Source organism: Streptomyces solincola (genome assembly GCF_002982015.1).
Classification (GTDB): domain Bacteria; phylum Actinomycetota; class Actinomycetes; order Streptomycetales; family Streptomycetaceae; genus Streptomyces; species Streptomyces solincola.
In genome coordinates this window covers 15,793-37,721 of the sequence record NZ_PVLV01000099.1, presented here as the reverse complement: position 1 = coordinate 37,721, position 21,929 = coordinate 15,793, and the positions used below count along the sequence as shown (strand labels likewise).

The following is a 21,929-nucleotide window of genomic DNA, read 5'->3' as shown; positions in this document are numbered from 1 at the left end:
ACTGTCGCAGCAGGGTCGACTATCCTCCGATTCGAGCGGGTCCGCACCGGGTCTCGCCACCGCACCGCTTGAGGAGGTGGGTCCGGTCACTGGGACCGACACGGGGGCCGACGGCGGCCACGGCGGCCACGAGGAGACCCCGGCCGAGCGCAACGCGCGCTTCGAGCGGGACGCCCTGGAGTACCTGGACCAGATGTACTCGGCGGCTCTGCGCATGACGCGCAACCCGGCCGACGCCGAGGACCTGGTGCAGGAGACGTACGCCAAGGCGTACGGGTCGTTCCACCAGTTCCGTGAGGGCACCAACCTCAAGGCGTGGCTGTACCGCATCCTGACCAACACCTTCATCAACTCGTACCGCAAGAAGCAGCGCGAACCGCAGCGCAGCGCGGCCGAGGAGATCGAGGACTGGCAGTTGGCCCGGGCCGAGTCGCACATGTCGACGGGCCTGCGGTCCGCCGAGTCGCAGGCGCTGGACCACCTGCCGGACTCCGACGTGAAGTCGGCCCTCCAGGCCATCCCCGAGGAGTTCCGCATCGCGGTCTACCTCGCGGACGTCGAGGGCTTCGCCTACAAGGAGATCGCCGACATCATGGGCACGCCCATCGGCACGGTGATGTCCCGGCTGCACCGAGGCCGCCGCCAGCTTCGCACCATGCTCGAGGACTACGCCCGGGAGCGGGGGCTCGTGCCCGCCGGCGCCGGGAAGTCGGACGACCGGAAGGGCTCGGGCTCATGAGCTGCGGAGAGCCGCACGAGACGGACTGCTCGGAGATCCTGGACCACCTGTACGAGTTCCTCGACCGGGAGATGCCGGAGCGGGACTGCACCAAGTTCGAGGTCCACTTCGAGGAGTGCTCCCCGTGCCTGGAGAAGTACGGCCTGGAGCAGGCCGTGAAGAAGCTGGTCAAGCGGTGCTGCGGCCATGACGACGTGCCCAGCGACCTGCGCTCCAAGGTCATGGGGCGGATCGAGCTGATCCGGGCCGGGGAGCCGGTGCCGGAACACGACATCTCGCCCACCACCGCACCGGAGTAGCCCGCAGGTCGCGGGGGAGCCCGGCCCACCGCGCCGCCGCGCGGTGGGCCGGGCCGTTTCGCGAGCCGGCCGGGGCCGGTGTCAGTCCAGCGGGTCGAGCGTGACGTACGCCTGCTGCGGATTGCCGTCGTGCACCAGGGACTCGTGCGCGCCGACGTCGTCGAAGGCGAACGCGTACGCCTTGCCGTCGGCCATCCGGGAGTGGATCGCCCTGGCGTAGTGGTTGGTCACCGCGTCCCGGTAGAAGTCCGCGTTCGAGGTGTCCGGCTGGTTGGCGTTGACCAGCAGGGTGGAGCGGTTGAAGCCCGCGCACAGGGTCCGCGAGATCGGGCCGCGCACCTGGTCGTTGGGGGCGTCCAGCTTCTTGTAGCAGCCGAACACGCTGTCCGCGTCCGGCTTCTGGAAGGACGTGACCACCCGGCCGGAGCCGTCGGTGAAGTTCATCACCCCGCCCTGGACCCGGCCGAAGAACTTGGTGTTCGGCTGGTTCGAGAACGGCGTCACGGTGAGCGTGGAGCCGGCGTACCTGCTCCACACGCGATTGATGTAGTCGTCCATCACGCCGGCCGGGAGCGCGCCGGCGCCCACGCCGTGCCCGGGGGAGAGCACCCGCAGCACCGAGCCGTCCGGCCCGTTCTGGATCAGCCCGCCCCAGCCGCCCGGCTGGTTGCGGACGGCGTCGATCACGCCGCGGTAGCCGCCGGGCCTGAGGTGCCCGGTGGTGCGGGTCTGGCCGTTGCCGCCCTTGACCCCGACCGCGTAGGGGGCGGAGAACATGTCGACCTGGGTGCTGTTGATCCACAGCCCGGCGTCGTTGAGCGTGTACTCCGACCAGTTGAAGAGGGTGTTGCGGTTGGGGTCGGCGGGGTTCTGCACGGCCGGCTGCACCAGGCCGCCGGTGGTCAGCCGGAAGTCCAGCTTCTTCCCGTACGAGAAGTAGACCCGGCCGGAGAACTTCGGCAGCCGCAGGGTGAGCGAGCGGCCGTTCGCGGGCCCGGCGATGGAGGCGTCCGGCGCGGGGGTGGGCGGGTTGCCGCCGGCCGGCCACGGGTGGAAGGTCCCGCCCGCGTCGGCCCAGCCCTGGCGGCCGCTGGCCAGGTCGGTGCCCAGGTTGTAGAGGTACACCGGCTGGTTGCGGCCGGAGTTGTTGGTGAAGGTGATCGGGATGGTGGCCGGCACGGCCGCGGCGGCGGCCGGTCCGGGCTCCTGCGCGGCGTCGGCCCGCTCGGCGAACGTCCCGGTGGCGGTCAGCCCGGTCGCGGCCAGCACCGCCGCGGCGGTGGCCAGGAGCAACTTCTTGGTGGACGGCATGGGTTACCTCCTCGTCGTCGTCAGACGAGGTCGTGGGGGGAGAGCCCGCGTCGTGGGGAGACGAGAGCGCTCTGAGAGCGCTCTCAGATTGGCGTGGCCAGAACAACTCGTCAAGGTGTACGGATTGTTTCCTCGGAACGTTCAGGGTGGACTGGGATGTGGGGAGGGGCAGGGCGGGTAACCAGTGGGTAATGAGCGGGGGTCCTGCTCGGCATGGTTGGATGCGAACAAGAGGGTGTTCGGGGGCAGAGCCCCTCGGCGACCGGCAGGCGGGAATCGTGAGGATCTTCGGGAAGGTACGGCATCGGCCCTCCGCTTCGTGGCGGCAGGCCACCGACCGCGCGTTCACGCTGATCGGGGACGGGCGGTACGAGGACGCGGGCGCGCTGCTGACGCGGGCGGCCGATCTGGAGCCCTGGCTCTCGGAGTCGTGGTTCAACCTGGCGCTGCTGCACAAGTTCCGGCACGACTGGGAGCAGGCCCGCGCGGCGGGGCTGCGGGCGGTCGCCCTGCTGGACAAGGAGGCCGGGGCCCCCGACTGGTGGAACGTGGGCATCGCCGCCACCGCGCTCCAGGACTGGCCGCTGGCGCGGCGGGCCTGGCAGGCTTACGGACTGAAGGTGCCGGGCTCGGCGGTCACCGGCGGGGAGCCGGCCGGGATGGAGCTGGGCAGCGCCGCGGTGCGGCTGTCGCCGGAGGGCGAGGCCGAGGTGGTGTGGGGCCGGCGGCTGGACCCGGCCCGGATCGAGGTGCTGTCGGTGCCGCTGCCGTCCTCCGGCCGCCGCTGGGGCGAGGTGGTGCTGCACGACGGCGTGCCGCACGGCGAGCGGACCACCGGCGCCGGGCACAGCTTCCCGGTGTTCGACGAGATCGAGCTGTGGGCGCCGTCCCCGGTGCCGACCTGGGTGGTGCTGCTGGAGGCGGCGACCGAGGCCGACCGGGACGCGCTGGAGCGCCTGGCGGCGGACGCCGGCTTCGCGGCCGAGGACTGGTCGTCCTCGGTGCGGCTGCTGTGCCGCTCCTGCTCGGAGTCGACCATGCCGGCCGCCGAGGGCGAGGGCGAGCACCTGGACCCGCACGACCGCAGCGAGCCGGGGCACCCCGGTCCGCTGGGGCACCGCTCGCCGGGCGAGCTGTGGGTGCCGGAGCGGGAGTGCGGCATCGCCGCGCCGCCCGGGCTGGTGCGCGGGCTGCTGGACGGCTGGGTCGCCGACAGCCCGGACAGCCGCGAGTGGCGGGACCTCGAAGAGGTCTGCTGAGGCGGCGGGCCGCGGCGCGGGACCTGGCGGACACCCCGCTGGGGCGTGCCGGCACGGACTAGGCTGTACGGGCACACGGCTCACCGCGGACCGGTCCCGGTCGCCGGTGGCGGTGCGGTCGGACGGGATCCAGGAAGGCGCGAGTGGCGGACATGGCGGAGCAGCAGGCGGCGGCGCGGGTGGACGACGAGGGGTTCGTCGTGGACACCGAGGACTGCGAGGAGCGCGAGGCGGCCCACCGGGAGCGCGGCACCTCCCGCCCCATCACGGTCGTCGGCAATCCGGTGCTGCACAAGGAGTGCAAGGACGTCACCGACTTCGGCGACGAGCTGGCGGCGCTGGTGGACGACATGTTCGCCAGCCAGCGCACCGCGGAGGGCGTGGGCCTGGCCGCCAACCAGATCGGCGTGGACCTGAAGGTCTTCGTCTACGACTGCCCCGACGACCAGGGCGTGCGGCACACCGGTGTGGTGTGCAACCCGGTGTTGGAGGAGCTGGCCCCCGAGCTGCGGGCGCTGGACGACTCCAACGAGGGCTGCCTGTCGGTGCCGACCGCCTACGCCTCGCTGGCCCGGCCCGACTACGCGGTGGTGCGCGGCCAGGACCTTCAGGGCAACGCCATCAGGGTGCGCGGCACCGGCTACTTCGCCCGCTGCCTCCAGCACGAGACGGACCACCTGTACGGCTACCTCTACATCGACCGCCTCTCCAAGCGGGAGCGCAAGGACGCGCTGCGGCAGATGGCGGAGGGCACCCCGCGCTACCCGGTGGTCGCCAACGACTGACCGCCCCCGCCCCCGGACGGCCCGCGGCCCTCACCCACGAGGGCGCGGGCCGTCCCGTTCGCCCGAGCGCCATGGGGCGGACGACTGGCGCTTCCCCGCGCCCCGTTGACGTACGGGGCAGGGGGCCGCCAGGCTCGGACGGACGGCGCGCGGGCGCTCTCCCCGGCCCCGCTCCCGTCCCGTCCGCTGTCCCGCTCCGGGAGGTCCTGTGACCGGCACGTCCGTACGGTTCCTGCTCAGCTTTGTCATGCTCATGGCTGCCACGGCGGCCGGGGTGGTCGCCACCGCCGGCGCGGCGCGCGCCGACGGCTGCTACACCTGGACGCGCACCCTCTCCCAGGGGGCGAGCGGCGCGGACGTCACCCAGCTCCAGATCCGGGTGGCCGGCTACCCGGGCAGCGGCGGGGTGCTCGCCGTGGACGGGGCCTACGGGCCGGCCACCACCGCGGCGGTCAAGCGCTTCCAGTCCGCCTACGGGCTCAGCCCCGACGGCGTCGCCGGACCGGCCACCTTCCAGAAGATCTACGCCCTCCAGGACGACGACTGCACGCCGGTCCACTTCGCCTACGCCGAGCTGAACGACTGCAATACCACCTGGGCCGGCGGCGCGGTCGGCGCGGCCACCGCCAAGTCCAACGCCCTGCGCACCATGTGGAAGCTGGAGGCGCTGCGGCACGCGTTGGGCGACCAGCCGATCCGGGTGACCAGCGGCTTCCGCTCGAAGGCGTGCAACGACGCGGTCGGCGGGGCCGCGAGCAGCCGCCACCTCCACGGGGACGCCGCCGACCTGGGGTCCGGGCCGCACTCGCTGTGCAAGCTGGCGCAGACCGCCCGCAACCACGGCTTCAACGGCATCCTCGGCCCCGGCTACCCGGGCCACGGCGACCACACCCACCTCGACCACCGGGCCGGCCGCTTCTGGTCCGCGCCGAGCTGCGGGATCTGACCCGCGCGAGGACGGCGGCGGCCCGCCCCCTCCGCACGAAGGGGGCGGGCCGCCGTCAGGCCCGTGCCGGAGCCTAGAAGTCCTCGTCCAGGTCCACCGAGCCCTGCACCGCCACCTGGTAGGCGGAGACGCGGCGCTCGAAGAAGTTGGTCAGCTCCTGCACGCCCTGGAGCTCCATGAAGGAGAACGGGTTCTGCGAGCCGTACACCGGGGCGAAGCCCAGGCGCTGGAGGCGCTGGTCGGCGACGCACTCCAGGTACTCGCGCATCGACTCGGTGTTCATGCCGGGCAGGCCGTCGCCGCACAGGTCGCGGCCGAACTGCAGCTCGGCCTCCACGGCCTCCTTCAGCATGTCGGTGACCTGCTGGGTGAGCTGCTCGTCGAACAGCTCCGGCTCCTCCTTGCGGACGGTGTCCACGACCTCGAAGGCGAAGTTCATGTGCATCGTCTCGTCCCGGAACACCCAGTTGGTGCCGGTGGCCAGGCCGTGCAGCAGACCGCGCGAGCGGAACCAGTAGACGTAGGCGAACGCCCCGTAGAAGAACAGGCCCTCGATGCACGCCGCGAAGCAGATCAGGTTCAGCAGGAAGCGGCGCCGGTCGGCCTTGGTCTCCAGCCGGTCGATGGTCTCCACCGAGTCCATCCACTTGAAGCAGAACTGCGCCTTCTCGCGGATGGAGGGGATGTTCTCCACCGCGTCGAACGCGGCCGCCCGGTCCGCGGGGTCGGGGAGGTAGGTGTCGAGCAGCGTCAGATAGAACTGGACGTGCACGGCCTCCTCGAACAACTGGCGCGAGAGGTACAGGCGCGCCTCGGGGGAGTTGATGTGCTTGTAGAGCGTCAGCACCAGGTTGTTGGCGACGATGGAGTCACCGGTGGCGAAGAACGCCACCAGCCGCCCGATCATGTGCTGCTCGCCCGGGGACAGCTTGGCGAGGTCGGCCACGTCGGAGTGGAGGTCGACCTCCTCCACGGTCCAGGTGTTCTTGATGGCGTCGCGGTAGCGCTCGTAGAAGTCCGGGTAGCGCATCGGACGCAGGGTCAGCTCGAAGCCCGGGTCGAGCAGGTTCTTCTGGGTGTCGGTGGTGCTCATCACTGGCATGCCTCGCAGGACTCGGGGTTCTCAAGGGAGCAGGCGACCGCGTCCGGGTCGGCGGCCTGCTGGACCGGGATGGTGGCGGCGGTCGCGGCGGCGGGGGCCTGGCCGGAGGCGGCGCGGGCGATCCGGGTGGCCGGGCGGGAGCGCAGGTAGTACGTCGTCTTCAGCCCCTGCTTCCAGGCGTACGCGTACATCGACGACAGCTTGCCGATGGTGGGCGTCTCCATGAAGAGGTTCAGCGACTGCGACTGGTCGAGGAACGGGGTGCGGGCGGCGGCCATGTCGATCAGGCCGCGCTGCGGGATCTCCCACGCCGTGCGGTACAGCGCCCGCACGTCCTCCGGCACCCAGGTGAAGCCCTGCACCGAGCCGCCCGACTCGCGCAGCGCCTCGCGGGTCTGCGCGTCCCACACGCCGAGGTTCTTCAGCTCCTGCACCAGGTAGGCGTTGACCTGGAGGAACTCGCCGGACAGCGTCTCGCGCTTGAACAGGTTCGACACCTGCGGCTCGATGCACTCGTAGACGCCGGCGATGGAGGCGATGGTGGCCGTCGGGGCGATCGCCAGCAGCAGCGAGTTGCGCAGGCCGGTGGCGGCGACCCGCTCGCGCAGCGCCGCCCAGCGCTCCGGCCAGGTCAGCTCCACGTCGTAGTGGTCCGGGTGCAGCACACCGCGCGCGGAGCGGGTCTTCTCCCAGGCCGGCAGCGGGCCGTGCCGCTCGGCGAGGTCGCAGGACGCCTCGTAGGAGGCGAGCATGATCCGCTCGGCGATCCGGGTGGACAGCGCCCGCGCCTCGGGGGAGTCGAAGGGCAGCTTGAGCTGGAAGAAGACGTCCTGCAACCCCATCGCGCCCAGACCCACCGGACGCCAGCGGGAGTTGGAGTCGCCGGCCTGCTCGGTCGGGTAGAAGTTGATGTCGACGACCCGGTCGAGGAAGGTCACGGCGGTGCGGACGGTGGCGTCCAGCCGCTCCCAGTCGATACTCCCGCCGTCGGCTCCTTCCTTGACGAAGGCCCCCAGGTTGACCGAGCCCAGGTTGCAGACGGCCGTCTCGCCGTCGTCGGTGACCTCCAGGATCTCGGTGCACAGGTTCGAGGAGTGCACCACCGCGCCGGCCTCGGCGGTCTGGTTGGCCGTCCGGTTGGCGGCGTCCTTGAAGGTCATCCAGCCGTTGCCGGTCTGCGCCAGGGTGCGCATCATCCGGCCGTACAGCTCGCGCGCCGGCATGGACTTGCGGGCCAGCCCGGCGGCCTCCGCCTCGCGGTAGGCGGCGTCGAACTCCGCGCCGTACAGGTCCACCAGCTCCGGCACGTCGGCCGGGGAGAACAGCGACCAGGGCTGGTCGGCGTCGACCCGGCGCATGAACTCGTCCGGGATCCAGTGCGCCAGGTTGAGGTTGTGGGTGCGCCGGGCGTCCTCGCCGGTGTTGTCCCGCAGCTCCAGGAACTCCTCGATGTCCGCGTGCCAGGTCTCCAGGTAGACCGCGGCCGCGCCCTTGCGCCGCCCGCCCTGGTTGACCGCCGCCACCGAGGCGTCCAGCGTCTTCAGGAACGGCACGATGCCGTTGGAGTGCCCGTTGGTGCCGCGGATCAGCGAACCGCGGGAGCGGATGCGGGAGTACGCGATGCCGATGCCGCCGGCGTGCTTGGAGAGCCGCGCCACCTGGTGGTAGCGGTCGTAGATGGAGTCCAGCTCGTCGGCGGGGGAGTCCAGCAGGTAGCAGGAGGACATCTGCGGGTGCCGGGTGCCGGAGTTGAACAGCGTCGGCGAGGACGGCAGGTAGTCCAGCTTGCTCATCAGCCGGTACAGCGAGGCCACCTCGTCCACGGCGCGCGCCGAGTCGTCCTCGGCGAGCCCGGCGGCCACCCGCAGCATGAAGTGCTGCGGCGTCTCGATCACCTTGCGGGTGATCGGGTGGCGCAGCAGGTAGCGGGAGTAGAGGGTGCGCAGCCCGAAGTAGCCGAAGCGGTCGTCGCCGACCGGGTCGATCAGCGCGTCGAGGGCTTCGGCGTGCAGCGCGGCGAAGCCGGCGGTGCGGTCGGCGATCAGGCCCTCGCGGTGGCCCACCGCGACCGACGCGGAGAAGGACACCGCGCCCTGGCCGGCCGCCTCCTCGGCGATGGTGCGGGCCAGCAGCCTGGCGGCGAGCCTGGAGTAGGCGGGGTCCTCGGAGATCAGCCCGGCGGCCGCCTCGGTGGCCAGCTCCCGCAGCTCGGCCTCGTCCGACCCGGCGTGCCGGCCGCGCAGCGCGGCGGCGGCGACCCGGCCCGGGTCGGTGTCGGGCAGGTCGGCGGTGAGGTCGGTCAGGGTGCGCAGCAGGGCGGTCCCGGGACCGTCGGCGTTCACCCCCGCGGTCTGCTCCGGTTCCGTGACGCGTGAGGCCGGATCGGCTGGCGCGATGGTCACGTGGGGGCTCTCCCTCGCTCGGCTCGGGGCCGGCGGGAGGTCGGGGAGCGACGGCGGGCCGCCCGGGCACGGGGCAGCGCGTCTCGCGTCCACCGGCCCACTCCGCGAGGCCCGGACGTCTGGGCACCCGGGCCGGTCGGTCCGGGAGCACTGCCGGCAGGTCGTCGGACTCGCGGTGTGCGGGACCGGTACGGCGCCGAATGGGCGCGTACCGGGGTGCGGCACACCGGTCTCACCGTTGCGGGACAGTTCCGGACTCACACCGGATTCCCCTGCGGCGACAGCGAGAATGAGCATACATGTGGGGGGCGCTCGCGAAAGCACCCCCCAGATGTTGTGTCGGGCGAGCCGTGTACCGCTCAGATGTCCCGGCCGTACGTGTGCAGGGTGACGCCCGGGACGGGGGCCCAGTCGCGGGCCGGGGTGCGGGTGAAGCCGACCCTTCGGTAGATCCGGTGGGCGGCGTCCATGGCCACCTGGGAGGAGAGCACCACCCGCCGGCAGCCGGACGCCGTCCGGGCCCGCTCCACGCAGGCCCGCACCAGCGCCTCGCCCGCCCCCCGGCCGCGGGCCGGCCGGTCCACCGCCAGCATCCGGATCTCCGCCTCGCCCTGCCCGGCGAGGTCCGCCCACGCCCCGGGGCCGGCCGCCAGCGCCACCCCGCCGAGGACCGTGCCGGTGTCGTCCACGGCCACCAGGACCTCCGCCTCGGCGGCCCGGCGCGCCACGTCCCGCAGCGCGAGCAGGTGCTCGTCGGCCTCGCCGAAGTCCAGCAGCCCGTCGGCCAGGTAGGCGCGGGCGGTGACCTCGGCGAGCGCGGCGTGCTCCTCGGGGCGTACCGCCCTGATGGTGATGTCCATGAGGGCAAGCGTGCAGCGCGACGGGCCGCCGCGCCTCCCCGGAGGGAGGCGCGGCGGCCCGCACTGGGCGAAACGGGTGGACCGGCGGCCTTCGGCGCTACGCCGGGGCCTTGTCGCCGTCCTTCCTCGCGTCTCCCTCTCCGATGCCCTCGGTGATCTCGGGCAGCTCGGCGGCCACGCCCGGGTCCCCGGCGTCCGCCGTGTAGTCCGAGGGGTGCGTCTCGTCCACCCCGTCGGGGGCCTTGACGGCCCGCAGCACGAAGGTGAGGACGACGGTGACCACGACGTTGAGCACGAAGGCGGTCAGGCCGATGTAGCCGATCTCCCCGATGCCGGGGATCTCCGCGGAGGAGCCGCCGAAGTGCTTCTGGGTCGGCGAGGCCACCCCGTACGCGGCGGCCGTGCCGTACACCATGCCGACCGCCCAGCCGCCGATCAGCGCCCAGCGGTGGAACCAGCGGGTGAACAGGCCGCCGACCAGGGCCGGGAAGGTCTGGAGGATCCAGATGCCGCCCAGCAGCTGGAAGTTGATGGCGACCGTCTTGTCCATGGTGAGCACGAAGACCAGTGCGCCCACCTTCACCAGCAGCGACACCAGCTTGGACACCTTGGTCTCCTGGGCCGGGGTGGCGTCCGGCTTCAGGAAGTCCTTGTAGATGTTGCGGGTGAAGAGGTTGGCCGCGGCGATCGACATGATCGCGGCCGGGACCAGCGCGCCGATGCCGATCGCGGCGAAGGCGATGCCGGCGAACCAGTCCGGGAACATGTTCTCGAACAACTGCGGGATGGCGAGCTGGCCGTTGGTCACCTTCACCCCGGCCGCGATGGCCATGAAGCCCAGCAGCGCCAGCAGGCCCAGCATCAGCGAGTACAGCGGCAGGATCGTGGTGTTGCGGCGGATCACGTCCCGGCTGCGGGAGGAGAGCGTCGCGGTGATCGAGTGCGGGTACATGAACAGCGCCAGCGCCGAGCCGAGCGCCAGCGTGGCGTACCCCCACTGGCCCATCTCGCCCGGCACCAGCGCGCCGCGCGGCTTGCCGGTGGCCGGGTTCTCCTGGGCGAAGGCGTCCCCGGCCGCGTCGAAGATCGCGCCGAAGCCGCCGAGCTTGATCGGGATGTAGATGATCGCCACCGCGATGACGAGGTAGATCAGCGTGTCCTTGACGAACGCGATCAGCGCCGGGGCGCGCAGCCCGGAGGAGTAGGTGTACGCGGCGAGCACGCCGAAGGCGATGAGCAGCGGCAGGTCCTTGACGAACCAGTGCGTGGACTCGCCGCCGCCGAGGCCCATCACGTCCAGCACGGCCTGGATGCCGACCAGTTGCAGCGCGATGTACGGCATGGTGGCGAGCAGGCCGGTGAGCGCCACCGCCAGTGACAGCCCCTTGGAGCCGAACCGGCCGCGGACGAAGTCCGAGGTGGTGACGTAGCCGTGCTTGTGCGAGACCGACCACAGCCGGGGCAGGAAGGTGAAGATCAGCGGGTAGACCAGGATGGTGTAGGGCACCGCGAAGAAGCCGGCCGCGCCCGCCGCGTAGATCGCCGCCGGGACGGCGACGAAGGTGTACGCGGTGTAGAGGTCGCCGCCCAGCAGGAACCACGTCACCCAGGTGCCGAACGAGCGGCCGCCCAGGCCCCATTCGTCCAGGCTGTGCTCGTTCTCGGCCTTGCGCCAGCGGGCCGCCAGGAAGCCCATGACGGTGACGGCCAGGAAGAAGAAGAGGAAGACGGCGAGTGCCACGCCGTTCACGCCGTCCTTCACTTCGCCGCACCCCCCTTCGCGGCCTTGCGGGCGCGCTGCTCGCGGTGCCAGAGCTGGTAGGCGACCACCGTCAGCACGGTGGAGACCAGCACCCAGGCCATCTGGTACCAGTAGAAGAAGGGGACGCCGATGAGCGTCGGCTCGATCCGCGCGTAGGAGCCGACCCACAGCATGGCGACGAACGGCGCGACCAGGCACAGGGCGATCACCACCCGGACCGGGGTGACGACGGGCAGCGCGCCCGCCTCGCCCGGGGGTCTGGGCCCCTGGCCCTCCGGCTTCCGCTCCTCCGGCTCCGTTGCCATCCGCGCGCCTCCGTCCCCTCGCTGAGCTGCCGCAGAGCGGCCTGTCACAGGCTGGTAATGGGTCGGCAATCTAGGCGACCGTCCCGCCCGGCGGAACCCCCGTCCGTATAACGGACGCATCTCATCGGCTGCGTCCGGCCGGGGCTCACGGCCCTTCGCCGGGATGGTCCGCAATTCCCGGCGGCGCGGCGGACGTCGATCCAGAATGGTCCAGACCAACAAGCGCGCCGTCCCCGTGAGGCACCACCGGCGTCGAGAGCGAGGCGGTGACAGGCCGCTGGATGGCCGAGCGCGGCAACCGCGACTCCCTGGTGCTGTCCACCAAGTGCGGCGCCCGGCCCACCGCACCGGGCCTGGACCTGGAGGCCCCCGAGGGCCTGGGGGCCAAGACCGTCCGGGCCGCCCTGGAGGACAGCCTGCGCCGGCTCGGCACCGACCGGGTCGACGTCTTCTGGGCGCACCTGGAGGACCGCTCCGTCCCGCTCGACGAGACGGTGGGGGCCTTCGCCGAGCTGGCCGAGGAGGGCAAGGCCGGCGAGCTGGGGTGAGCAACCACGCGGTGTGGCGGGTGGGGCGGGCCCGTGCGCCGGCCGGCGACCGGCCCCGCTACACGCATGTGCAGTACCGCCACTCCTACCTCCAGCCGCGCGCCGACCCGGCGCTGCCGTCCTCCGCGCACGTCCACGTCACCGACGACCCGCTGGACTACGTACGCGCCGAGGACGACACCCGGCTGTGGGTGTACAGCGCCCTGCTCAGCGGCGGCTACTCCCGTCCGGAGACGGTCCCGGCGGCGTACGACCATCCCGGCACCCCGCCGAGGCCGGCGGCGCTGGCGGAGGTGGCCGGCGAACTGGACGCCACCCTCAACCAGACGGTGCTGGCCTGGCTGCTGGACGCCGAACCGGGCCTCCTGCCGATCGTGGGCGTCAGCCGGATCGCGCAGGTGGAGGAGGTCATGGGCTCGCTGGAGCTGGTGCTGAGCGAGGACCAGCGCGCCAGGCTGGACGCCGCCGGCCGCTGACGCCCCGCCCCGGCATGGCAGAGGGGCCGCACCCGTCCGACCGGGTGCGGCCCCTCTGCCCCGTGTGCTCAGCCGTTGGGCCGCTGGAGCCGGGCGACGAACTTGTAGCGGTCGCCGCGGTAGACCGAGCGGACCCACTCCACCGGCTCGCCGTTCTCGTCGCGCGAGTGGCGGGAGAGCATCAGCATCGGCAGTCCGGTGTCGGTGCCCAGCAGCCCGGCCTCCCGGGGGGTGGCCAGCGAGGTCTCGATGGTCTCCTCGGCCTCGGCCAGCCGCACGTCGTACACCTCGGCGAGCGCGGTGTAGAGGGAGGTGTACTTCACCAGCGAGCGCCGCAGCGCCGGGAAGCGCTTGGCCGACAGGTGGGTGGTCTCGATGGCCATCGGCTCGCCGCTGGCCAGCCGCAGCCGCTCGATGCGCAGCACCCGGCCGCCGGGGGAGATGTCCAGCAGCCCGGCCAGGGTGTCGTCGGCCGTCACATAGCCGATGTCCAGCAACTGGCTGGTGGGCTCCAGGCCCTGGGCGCGCATGTCCTCGGTGTACGAGGTGAGCTGTAGCGCCTGGGAGACCTTCGGCTTGGCGACGAAGGTGCCCTTGCCCTGGATGCGCTCCAGCCGGCCCTCGACGACCAGCTCCTGGAGGGCCTGGCGCACGGTGGTGCGGGAGGTGTCGAACTCGGCGGCCAGCGTGCGCTCGGGCGGCACGGGGGTGCCCGGCGGCATGGTCTGCGTCATGTCCAGCAGGTGCCGCTTGAGCCGGTAGTACTTGGGCACGCGCGCGGTGCGGGTCGCGGGCCCGCTCTCGGCTTCGGTGCCGCCCCCGTCCGTGGTCATGACCCGCCTTCCCGACTCCTGTGCTGTTGCCGTCACCGGCTCCTCCGTCACTTGGCTCACATGGTGGCACGGACCGGTCACGGCTGGTCGGGCCCCGCCTCAGGTGTCGGTCTCGTAACGGACCCGACTGCCCTTCTTATACACCCTTGACACCCCTAAAGGTCTAGGCCAAGCTCCCGGTTACTGGTCTAAACCACTAAAGACCAGGTCCACGGCCCACGCAGGATCAATGCACGCGTCCTCAAGTACTGCGCGCATCCCGGGGGGTGGGGTGGTTCCTTTGCATCCCTTTGAGGAGGGTGACCCGTGAAGCGCAAGCTCGCAGCAGCGATCGGTGTAGCGGCCATGATGGCGTCGGTGGCGGCCTGTGGTGGGTCGGACGGGGGCGGCGACGCGGCCAAGGACCCGAAGGACCGCAAGGGCGACCTGACGGTCTGGCTGATGGTCGACGCGCAGTCCACCTGGCCCGAGCTGGTCAAGGACGTCAACGCCCAGTTCAACAAGAAGTACCCGGGCGTGAAGGTCGACGTCCAGTACCAGCAGTGGGCGGACAAGACCAAGAAGCTCGACACCGCGCTCGGCGGCGACAAGTTCCCCGACGTGGTCGAGCTCGGCAACACCGAGACCATGACGTACATCCTCAACGGGGCGCTCAACGAGATCGACCCGAAGAAGTACGACAACTCCGACACCTGGATCCAGGGTCTGAAGGACACCTGCACCTACGAGGGCAAGCAGTTCTGCGTGCCCTACTACGCCGGCGCCCGCGTGGCCATCTACAACGCCGACATGCTGAAGAAGGGCGGCGCCGAGACCCTGCCCACCACCGAGGCCGAGTTCCTCAAGGTGATGGACAAGGTGTCCGCCGAGTACGGCAAGAAGGACAAGCGCTTCTCCTCCCTCTACCTGCCGGGCCGCTACTGGTACGCCGCGATGTCCTACGTCGCCGCGTACGGCGGCAAGATCGCCGAGTACGACGAGGGCGCCAAGGAGTGGAAGTCCTCCCTCTCCAGCCCCGAGGCGCAGCAGGGCATCCAGCACTTCATCGACCTGGTCAAGAAGTACAACAAGGCCGACCAGACGAAGGACGAGCAGGACCACGCCAACGTCATGGCCAACGAGAAGGCCGCCGTGCTCTACGGCAACGGCTGGGAGGCCGGCTCGGTCACCGACGGCAAGGGCAACGGCAACGCCAAGCTCACCGGCAAGATCTTCACCGCCGGCATGCCCGGCCCCAACGGCAAGGCGCTGCCCTCCTTCATCGGCGGCTCGGACCTCGGCGTGATCAGCAAGTCGAAGTCCACCGACCTCGCCGAGGAGTGGATCGCGATGTACACCAGCGAGAAGTCGCAGGAGGTGCTCGCGAGCAAGAACATCCTCCCCAACAACACCAAGCAGCTCGAACCGCTGAAGGCCAAGCCGGAGACCGCCCCCATCGCCAACGCGGTGCCGGACGCCTGGTTCACCCCGATCGCCCCGGGCTGGACCTCCATCGAGAAGGAAGAGGTCCTGGAGAACATGCTCCTCCAGATCCTCAAGGGCACCTCGGTGGCCGACGCCACCAAGGCCGCCGACGCCAAGGTCAACGAGCTGATCAACAAGGAGTCCTGAGCCGGCGGTCCGGCCGGGGCGGGTCCGTCCCCCGCCCCGGCCGGACCACGGCCGCCGGCCCCCTCCTTCCCCGGGGGCCGGCGAAGGGATCCACCGGCGCCGGCGGGACGACCGCCCACGGGAGCCTCGCCCACGGGCCCCGCCGGCCGCCGCTTTCGGTTGCACGAACACACGGAAGGTCAGCCAGGTGACTGTCGCCGAGAAAAAGGCCGCCGGTCCGCCGGTACCCGTACCACGCTCCCCCGAAGCGGCGCAGCCCCCGCTCGGAGCGGCACCCGCGAAGTCCCACCCCCGGCCACGGCGGCGGAAGGGCGCCCTCCTTCCGTACCTGCTCGTCGGCCCGGCCATCCTCGCCGTCGCCGCCGTCTACGCCTTCCCACTGGTCAAGACGGTCATCATGTCCTTCCAGGACCTGGGCCGCCGGGAACTGTGGACCGGCGAAACCCCGCCGTGGGTCGGCCTGGAGCAGTTCACCAACATCCTCGGCGACGGCGAGTTCTGGGCCGTCACCGGCCGCACGATCGTCTTCATGGCCGTCTGCGTCACCGCCACCATGGCCGTCGGGCTGCTGCTCTCGCTGCTGATGACCCGGCTCACCACCTGGGTGCGCCTGGTGCTCACCGCCGCCCTGGTCGCCGCCTGGTCGCTGCCGCTGATGGTCGCCGCCTCCATCTTCCGCTGGCTCGCCGACTCCGACTACGGCCTGATCAACACCCTGATCGCCAAGGTCGCCGGCGAGGACTTCCTCGGCCACAACTGGTTCCTCGACCCCAAGCAGGGCTTCGCGATCATCTCCCTGCTGGTCATCTGGGGCGCCATCCCGTTCGTCGTCATCACCCTCTACGCCGCCCTCACCCAGGTCCCCAAGGAACTGGAGGAGGCCGCCGCCCTGGACGGCGCCGGCGCCGCCAAGGTCTTCCGGTTCGTCACCTGGCCGGTCATCCGCCCGGTCTTCACCATGGTCGCCACCCTCTCGGTGATCTGGGACTTCAACGTCTTCGGCCAGATCTGGCTGCTGCGCGGCAACAAGCCCGAGCCCGACTACGAGACCCTCGGCCTCTACTCCTTCTCCAAGGCGTTCGAGTCCACCTCGTTCAGCCAGGGCAGCGCCATCGCCCTGATCACCGTGGTCCTGCTGTCCGGTGTGGCCGTCTACTACCTGCGTCAGCTCATGAAGACAGGAGAGGTCGAATGAGCACCTCCACCGCGCCCTCCCCGTCCACCGAGACCCCCGAGCTGCGCCCGGACCGCAAGAAGTCCCGCTGGCACTACGACGTCATCGGCCTGGTCACCGCCGTCGTCATGGCCTTCCCGGTCTACTGGCTGATCGTCAGCGCGCTCCGCCCCAACAACGAGATCCGCTCCTACGACCAGACGCTCTGGCCGTCCTCGATCACCTTCGACAACTTCACCCGCGCCGTGAAGCAGCCGAACTTCGAGACCGCCATCCAGTCCAGTCTGATCGTCTCGGTCACCGCCGTCGTCGGCGGCATGATCATCGCCACCCTCGCCGCGCTCGCCATCGGCCGCTTCCGCTTCTACGGCCGCAAGGCCCTGCTGATGGTCCTCATCCTGGTCCAGATGCTCCCGCCGACCGCGATGCTCATCCCCATCTACGCCCAGCTCAACGCCATGGGCGGACTGGACGAGTACTGGGGCCTGATCGTCGTCTACCTCGTCTCCACCCTGCCGTTCGCGGTGGTGATGATCCGCGGCTTCGTGGTCAACATCCCCGTCGAACTGGAGGAGTCGGCGATGGTGGACGGCTGCACCCGGATGGGCGCCTTCGTCCGCGTCGTCTTCCCGCTGCTGGCCCCCGGGCTCGCCGCCGCCTCCATCTTCGCCCTGGTCAACGCGTGGAACGAGTACCTCTTCGCGTACATCCTGATCAACGACGACTCCAAGTACACGCTCAACGTGTGGCTGATGACGTTCACCACCGAGCGCGGAACCGACTACGGCGCGCTGATGGCCGCGTCCACGATGATCGCGCTCCCCGTGGTCGTGTTCTTCATGATCATCCAGAAGAAGATGGCCGCCGGCCTCACCTCCGGCGCCGTGAAGGGATGACGCCCCCGTGACCACACTCGTCCAGGGCACCACCACCGACGACACCCTCACCCGGGACGCGCTCACCGTCCTCCAGCCCGGCTTCGACGGCACCCGCGCCCCCGACTGGCTGCTGCGCCGCGTCGGCGAGGGCCTGGCCGCCGTCGGCCTCTTCGGCCGCAACGTCGCCGACCCCGCCCAGGTGGCCGCCCTCACCGCCGAGCTGCGCGCCGAGAACCCGGACGTCCTGGTCGCCATCGACGAGGAGAGCGGCGACGTCACCCGCCTCGAGGTGCACACCGGCTCCTCCTTCCCCGGCAACCACGCGCTGGGCGCCGTCGACGACCCCGCCCTCACCCGCGAGGTGGCGTACGCGCTCGGGCGCCGGCTCACCGAGTGCGGCGTCGACTTCAACTGGGCCCCCTCCGCCGACGTCAACTCCGACCCGGGCAACCCGGTCATCGGCGTCCGCTCCTTCGGCTCCGACCCGGCCCTGGTGGCCCGGCACACCGTCGCCTACATCGAGGGCATGCAGGCCGCCGGCGTCGTCGCCTGCACCAAGCACTTCCCCGGCCACGGCGACACCAACGTCGACAGCCACCTGGCGATGCCGCGCATCGACGCCGACCTCGACACCCTGCGCTCCCGCGAACTCACCCCGTTCCGGGCGGCCATCGAAGCCGGCTCGCTGGCCGTGATGAGCGCGCACATCCTGCTGCCCGCCCTCGACCCGGACCGCCCGGCCACCCTCAGCCCCCGCATCCTCACCGGACTGCTCCGCGAGGAACTGGGCTACCAGGGCCTCATCGTCACCGACGGCATGGAGATGCAGGCCATCTCCGCCGTCTACGGCATCGAGCGCGGCTCCGTGCTCGCCGTCGCCGCCGGCGCCGACGCCCTGTGCGTCGGGGGCGGACTCAACGACGAGGACACCGTGCTGCGCCTGCGCGACGCCCTGGTCACGGCCGTGCGCACCGGCGAGCTGGCCGAGGAGCGGCTTGCCGACGCCGCGGCGCGCGTCCGCGCCCTCGCCTCCTGGACCCGGTCCCACCGGTCCGGGAGCCCCCAGACCGAGCCGGGCGCGGCTTCCGCGACCGGGACTGCCCCGGCGCGGACCGTAGGAGGGGTCGCGCCCGGCTCGGACACCCCCGGCGACGACGGCGGTACGGGGTTCCGCGCCGACGTCGGCCTGGTCGCGGCCCGCCGCGCGCTCGCCGTCACCGGCGCCGCGCCCGCGCCCACCGGCCCGCTGCACGTCGCCGCGCTCGCCGCGGAGGCCAACATCGCCGTCGGCGACGAGACCCCCTGGGGCCTCGGCCCCGACCTGGCCCGCCTGGTCCCCGGCAGCTCCACGGCGGCGTACGGCCCCGAGGCCCCCGCCGAGCGGCTGCTCGCCGACGCCGGCGACCGCCGGATCGTGGTCGCCGTCCGCGACGCGCACCGCCACCCCTGGATGACGGCCGTCCTGGACGGCGTGCTCGCCGCCCGCCCGGACACCGTGGTGGTCGAGATGGGCCTCAACCAGTCGCCTCCGCGCGGCGCGCTGCACATCGCGACGCACGGCGCGGCCCGGGTCTGCGCCACCGCCGCGGCGGAGGTCGTCGCCCGCGGCGTCTGAGCGGCCGCGCACAGAGCCGCCGACACAGCCGAGAGGGCCGGATTCCCGTGGGGGGAACCCGGCCCTCTCTTCGTGCTGCGGGGGTCAGATGCCCTGCCACCCGGGCTTGGCGGCGTAGGTGTGCCGGAAGTAGTCCGCCAGCTTCAGCTTGGAAGCGGCGGCCTCGTCGACGACGACGGTGGCGTGCGGGTGCATTTGCAGCGCGGAGGCCGGGACGACGGCGGCGACCGGTCCCTCGACGGTCTGCGCCACCGCCTCGGCCTTGCCCTCGCCGGTGGCCAGCAGCACCAGGTGGCGGGCCTCCAGGATGGTGCCGATGCCCTGGGTGATCACGTGGTGCGGCACCTGCTCGATGTCGCCGTCGAAGAAGCGGGCGTTGTCCACCCGGGTCTGCTCGGTGAGCGTCTTGATCCGGGTCCGAGAGGCCAGCGAGGAGCACGGCTCGTTGAAGCCGATGTGCCCGTCGGTGCCGATGCCGAGGATCTGAAGGTCCACCCCGCCGGCCTCGGCCAGCGCCCGGTCGTACGCCTCGCACGCGGCCTGGACGTCGTCGGCCGAGCCGTCCGGGCCCATGAAGGCGGTCTCGGGCAGCCCCAGCGGCTCCACGACCTGGCGCAGCACGGTGGAGCGGTACGACTCCGGGTGCCCGGCCGGCAGCCCCACGTACTCGTCGAGCTGCGCGATCCGCGCCCGCGAGACGTCCACCGCGCCGGCCCTCGCCTTGGCGGTCAGCGCGTCGTAGATCGGCAGGGGAGTGGAGCCGGTGGCCACGCCGAGCAGGGCGTCGGGCTTGCGGCGCAGCAGGGCGGCGATGCCCTCGGCGATGATTTCGCCGCCTGCCGGGGCGTCGGGGACGATGACGATTTCCACGCTGGGCCTGCCGATCAGCTGAGGGACATGTGGTATAGACCAATCTAGCAGAACGCCTCCCTCGGATGGCCCTCTCTTCCGGCCTCTCCCTTCCAGGGGAACAGGGGGCGGGAGGCGCTGCCACACGGGCGGGGAAGCGCCCCGGAGGGCCGCCTGGCCGCCGCCGTGCGGGAATCTGGCGTTTACCGGGGGCGTGGGGGAGGATGGGGGCCGCCGCCCGCAGGATGGACACGCCGAATGGTCTAGTCCACAATGGCGGTACAGCGACTTCCATCCTCCCCGCACAGGAGGATGGGACGGGGTCCCGGTGCTCTCTGCCCTGACTGCGCCGAGACCTCATCCACGGCCATGGGACCGCACACCCGATGGCCGGGAACTCCGGGCTGCGGTGCCCCGGCGGGTTGAGGGTCCCGCCCCGGGCGCCGCGGCCCGCTGTTTTTCGGCGTCGGCTTCGCCGCCGGCGCGCCCCTGGGGCCTCGGCCGGGGCGGTGGGGAAGCGCGGGTGGCCGGGAAGCACGGGTGCGGGCACGGGTACGCTCGCCGGGTGCCCTCCATGAACGACCTCGTCCGCCAGCACACCGCCCTCGGCGACTCCGACCTGGAGTGGCTGCACCTGCTGGTGTCGGAGTGGCAACTGCTCTCCGACCTCTCCTTCGCCGACCTGGTGCTCTGGGTGCCCACCCGGGACGGGACCCGGTACGTGTCGGTGGCGCAGATGCGGCCCAACACCGGGCCCACCTCCTACCAGGACGACATGGTCGGCCACCTGGTCCCGCGCGGGCGCCGGCCGCTGCTGGACGCGGCGCTGGACGAGGGGCGGATCGTGCGCGAGGGCGACCCGGAGTGGCGGGAGGAGGTCCCGGTCCGGGTGGAGTCCATCCCGGTGCGCCGGGAGGGGCGAGTGCTCGGCGTGATCGCCCGCAACACCAACCTGCTCACCGTCCGCACCCCCAGCCGGCTGGAGCTGACCTATCTCCAGTCCGCCTCCGACCTGGCGCAGATGATCGCGGCCGGGACGTTCCCCTTCCCGGGGCAGCAGGTCGACATGGACGCCTCCCCGCGCGCCGGCGACGGGCTGCTGCGGCTGGACGCCGACGGGGTGGTGCAGTACGCCTCGCCGAACGCCCTCTCCGCGTACCACCGCCTCGGGCTGGCCGCCGACCTGGTCGGTCAGCACCTGGGGCAGATCACCGCCGAGCTGGCGCCGTCCCGGGGGCCGGTGGACGAGGCGCTGGTCAAGCTGGCCAGCGGCTACGCCCCCCGGGAGACCGAGGTGGAGGGCAACGGCGGCGTCATCCAGTTGCGCGCCATCCCGCTCAAGCCCAAGGGCGCCCGCATCGGCTCGCTGGTGCTGCTCCGGGACGTGACGGAACTGCGCAGGCGCGAGCGTGAGTTGATCACCAAGGACGCCACCATCCGGGAGATCCACCACCGGGTGAAGAACAACCTCCAGACGGTGGCCGCGCTGCTGCGGCTCCAGTCCCGGCGGATGGACTCCGCGCGCGGCCGGGAGGCGCTGAACGAGGCGGTGCGTCGGGTCGGCTCGATCGCCATCGTGCACGAGACGCTGTCGCAGAACCTCGACGAGCGGGTGGAGTTCGACGAGATCGCGGACCGGGTGATCGCGATGGTCGCCGAGATCTCCCCCGGGAAGGTCGCCTGCCGGCGTACCGGCCGCTTCGGCATCCTGGATGCCGAGGTCGCCACCCCGCTGTCCATGGTGCTGACCGAGATCCTCCAGAACGCCCTGGAGCACGCCTTCGCCCCCGGCGAGCAGGGCACGGTGGAGGTGTCGGCGGTGCGCGGCGACAGCCGGGCGGCGGACGCGCGGCTGCTGATCACCGTGCAGGACGACGGCCGGGGCCTGCCCGCCGGATTCGATCCGCAGAAGGCCGGGAATCTCGGTTTGCAGATCGTACGGACACTCGTGGAAGGCGAGTTGGGCGGCACTTTCGACATGCGGCCCGCTCCGGAGCGCGGCACCCGCGTCGTTCTCGACGTACCGGTGAGTCCGCAGAAATAGCGTCAGCCGTATAGCTATTCAGCCCAGTGCAGCAGCGAGCCCCGGCCGTCTCTTTCTCGGCCGGGGCTCGAATGCTGTGGGGTACTGCTGGTTACTTCCGCGTGCTGCGGCTCGAAGTGGCGGGTGTTGCG

Annotated in this window: 18 protein-coding genes, 1 pseudogene and 1 riboswitch; of the genes and pseudogenes, 11 read left to right on the top strand and 8 right to left on the bottom strand. The window is 71.7% G+C overall.

Annotated features, from left to right (window positions below):
• Nucleotides 1-76: 76 nt before the first annotated feature.
• Nucleotides 77-739 carry a sigma-70 family RNA polymerase sigma factor gene (locus C6N75_RS07850; protein WP_181160393.1) on the top strand — a complete coding sequence of 221 codons (663 nt, stop codon included), beginning with the start codon at nucleotides 77-79 and terminating at the stop codon, nucleotides 737-739.
• The gene (gene rsrA / locus C6N75_RS07845) at nucleotides 736-1,038 is read left to right on the top strand and encodes a mycothiol system anti-sigma-R factor (RefSeq protein WP_105868123.1); all 303 of its coding nucleotides are present in this window, start codon (nucleotides 736-738) and stop codon (nucleotides 1,036-1,038) included. The genes C6N75_RS07850 and rsrA overlap by 4 nt, the downstream gene beginning before the upstream one ends.
• Nucleotides 1,039-1,119: 81 nt before the next feature.
• Here rsrA and C6N75_RS07840 read toward each other — a convergent pair whose 3' ends face one another.
• Nucleotides 1,120-2,349, bottom strand: coding sequence for a glycoside hydrolase family 64 protein (locus C6N75_RS07840; protein WP_105868122.1), 1,230 nt, complete (start codon nucleotides 2,347-2,349; stop codon nucleotides 1,120-1,122).
• A gap of 278 nt (nucleotides 2,350-2,627) precedes the next feature.
• Between C6N75_RS07840 and C6N75_RS07835 the strand changes: the two genes are divergently transcribed.
• The 3 genes from C6N75_RS07835 (at nucleotide 2,628) to C6N75_RS07825 (ending at nucleotide 5,339) form a co-directional block, all read left to right on the top strand.
• Nucleotides 2,628-3,608 carry a tetratricopeptide repeat protein gene (locus C6N75_RS07835; protein WP_105868121.1) on the top strand — a complete coding sequence of 327 codons (981 nt, stop codon included), beginning with the start codon at nucleotides 2,628-2,630 and terminating at the stop codon, nucleotides 3,606-3,608.
• 152 nt (nucleotides 3,609-3,760) lie between these two features.
• Nucleotides 3,761-4,393 (top strand): peptide deformylase, encoded by a 633-nt coding sequence (gene def, locus C6N75_RS07830; protein WP_105868148.1) that lies wholly within the window; start codon nucleotides 3,761-3,763, stop codon nucleotides 4,391-4,393.
• 247 nt (nucleotides 4,394-4,640) lie between these two features.
• Nucleotides 4,641-5,339 (top strand): D-Ala-D-Ala carboxypeptidase family metallohydrolase, encoded by a 699-nt coding sequence (locus C6N75_RS07825; RefSeq protein WP_105868147.1) that lies wholly within the window; start codon nucleotides 4,641-4,643, stop codon nucleotides 5,337-5,339.
• 73 nt (nucleotides 5,340-5,412) lie between these two features.
• Here the strand turns inward: C6N75_RS07825 and C6N75_RS07820 are convergent, their stop codons facing one another.
• The 5 genes from C6N75_RS07820 to C6N75_RS07800 form a co-directional block, all read right to left on the bottom strand.
• On the bottom strand, nucleotides 5,413-6,432 hold the full coding sequence (locus C6N75_RS07820) for a ribonucleotide-diphosphate reductase subunit beta (RefSeq protein WP_181160392.1): 1,020 nt from the start codon (nucleotides 6,430-6,432) through the stop codon (nucleotides 5,413-5,415).
• Nucleotides 6,432-8,843, bottom strand: a complete 2,412-nt coding sequence (locus C6N75_RS07815; RefSeq protein ID WP_105868119.1) for a ribonucleoside-diphosphate reductase subunit alpha — start codon at nucleotides 8,841-8,843, stop codon at nucleotides 6,432-6,434. The genes C6N75_RS07820 and C6N75_RS07815 overlap by 1 nt, the downstream gene beginning before the upstream one ends.
• Nucleotides 8,844-8,981: 138 nt before the next feature.
• Nucleotides 8,982-9,146, bottom strand: a riboswitch (cobalamin riboswitch).
• 56 nt (nucleotides 9,147-9,202) lie between these two features.
• Complete coding sequence (locus tag C6N75_RS07810) at nucleotides 9,203-9,703, bottom strand: GNAT family N-acetyltransferase (protein ID WP_105868118.1); 501 nt, start codon at nucleotides 9,701-9,703, stop codon at nucleotides 9,203-9,205.
• A 97-nt stretch (nucleotides 9,704-9,800) separates the two neighbouring features.
• A complete protein-coding gene (gene mctP, locus C6N75_RS07805; protein WP_105868117.1) occupies nucleotides 9,801-11,465 on the bottom strand; it encodes a monocarboxylate uptake permease MctP in 1,665 nt (554 codons plus the stop codon).
• Entirely contained in the window at nucleotides 11,462-11,770 is a 309-nt protein-coding gene (locus C6N75_RS07800) for a DUF3311 domain-containing protein (RefSeq protein ID WP_105868116.1), read from the bottom strand. Before C6N75_RS07800 ends, mctP begins: the two co-directional genes overlap by 4 nt.
• Nucleotides 11,771-12,051: 281 nt before the next feature.
• Between C6N75_RS07800 and C6N75_RS32200 the strand changes: the two are divergent.
• Nucleotides 12,052-12,794, top strand: a pseudogene (locus C6N75_RS32200) (aldo/keto reductase).
• 68 nt (nucleotides 12,795-12,862) lie between these two features.
• Here the strand turns inward: C6N75_RS32200 and C6N75_RS07790 are convergent.
• Entirely contained in the window at nucleotides 12,863-13,627 is a 765-nt protein-coding gene (locus C6N75_RS07790) for a GntR family transcriptional regulator (protein ID WP_105868115.1), read from the bottom strand.
• Nucleotides 13,628-13,933: 306 nt separating this feature from the next.
• Here C6N75_RS07790 and C6N75_RS07785 point away from each other — a divergent pair, with 306 nt between their 5' ends.
• The 4 genes from C6N75_RS07785 to C6N75_RS07770 all read left to right on the top strand — a co-directional run bounded on the left by C6N75_RS07785 (nucleotide 13,934) and on the right by C6N75_RS07770 (nucleotide 18,905).
• Entirely contained in the window at nucleotides 13,934-15,238 is a 1,305-nt protein-coding gene (locus tag C6N75_RS07785; RefSeq protein ID WP_105868114.1) for a sugar ABC transporter substrate-binding protein, read from the top strand.
• 187 nt (nucleotides 15,239-15,425) lie between these two features.
• On the top strand, nucleotides 15,426-16,433 hold the full coding sequence (locus C6N75_RS07780; RefSeq protein ID WP_105868113.1) for a carbohydrate ABC transporter permease: 1,008 nt from the start codon (nucleotides 15,426-15,428) through the stop codon (nucleotides 16,431-16,433).
• On the top strand, nucleotides 16,430-17,308 hold the full coding sequence (locus C6N75_RS07775) for a carbohydrate ABC transporter permease (RefSeq protein WP_105868112.1): 879 nt from the start codon (nucleotides 16,430-16,432) through the stop codon (nucleotides 17,306-17,308). Before C6N75_RS07780 ends, C6N75_RS07775 begins: the two co-directional genes overlap by 4 nt.
• Before the next feature lie 7 nt (nucleotides 17,309-17,315).
• Nucleotides 17,316-18,905: a glycoside hydrolase family 3 protein gene (locus C6N75_RS07770; RefSeq protein WP_105868111.1), complete on the top strand. Its 1,590-nt coding sequence runs from the start codon at nucleotides 17,316-17,318 to the stop codon at nucleotides 18,903-18,905.
• Between the two features lie 84 nt (nucleotides 18,906-18,989).
• On the opposite strand, the gene nagB is transcribed toward C6N75_RS07770, so the two are convergent.
• Nucleotides 18,990-19,775 carry a glucosamine-6-phosphate deaminase gene (gene nagB, locus C6N75_RS07765; protein WP_105868110.1) on the bottom strand — a complete coding sequence of 262 codons (786 nt, stop codon included), beginning with the start codon at nucleotides 19,773-19,775 and terminating at the stop codon, nucleotides 18,990-18,992.
• Nucleotides 19,776-20,328: 553 nt separating this feature from the next.
• On the opposite strand from nagB, the gene C6N75_RS07760 reads away from it, so the two are divergent.
• On the top strand, nucleotides 20,329-21,798 hold the full coding sequence (locus C6N75_RS07760) for a sensor histidine kinase (protein WP_105868109.1): 1,470 nt from the start codon (nucleotides 20,329-20,331) through the stop codon (nucleotides 21,796-21,798).
• Nucleotides 21,799-21,929: the final 131 nt, after the last annotated feature.

What these genes read in the sequence shown, in the direction of transcription:
- rsrA (WP_105868123.1), top strand. Translation starts at nt 736, where the DNA reads ATGAGCTGCGGAGAGCCGCACGAGACGGACTGCTCGGAGATCCTGGAC.
- C6N75_RS07790 (WP_105868115.1), bottom strand. Translation starts at nt 13,627, where the DNA reads ATGACCACGGACGGGGGCGGCACCGAAGCCGAGAGCGGGCCCGCGACC.
- C6N75_RS07800 (WP_105868116.1), bottom strand. Translation starts at nt 11,770, where the DNA reads ATGGCAACGGAGCCGGAGGAGCGGAAGCCGGAGGGCCAGGGGCCCAGA.
- C6N75_RS07775 (WP_105868112.1), top strand. Translation starts at nt 16,430, where the DNA reads ATGAGCACCTCCACCGCGCCCTCCCCGTCCACCGAGACCCCCGAGCTG.
- C6N75_RS07760 (WP_105868109.1), top strand. Translation starts at nt 20,329, where the DNA reads ATGAACGACCTCGTCCGCCAGCACACCGCCCTCGGCGACTCCGACCTG.
- C6N75_RS07840 (WP_105868122.1), bottom strand. Translation starts at nt 2,349, where the DNA reads ATGCCGTCCACCAAGAAGTTGCTCCTGGCCACCGCCGCGGCGGTGCTG.
- C6N75_RS07810 (WP_105868118.1), bottom strand. Translation starts at nt 9,703, where the DNA reads ATGGACATCACCATCAGGGCGGTACGCCCCGAGGAGCACGCCGCGCTC.
- def (WP_105868148.1), top strand. Translation starts at nt 3,761, where the DNA reads ATGGCGGAGCAGCAGGCGGCGGCGCGGGTGGACGACGAGGGGTTCGTC.
- C6N75_RS07825 (WP_105868147.1), top strand. Translation starts at nt 4,641, where the DNA reads ATGCTCATGGCTGCCACGGCGGCCGGGGTGGTCGCCACCGCCGGCGCG.
- C6N75_RS07820 (WP_181160392.1), bottom strand. Translation starts at nt 6,432, where the DNA reads ATGAGCACCACCGACACCCAGAAGAACCTGCTCGACCCGGGCTTCGAG.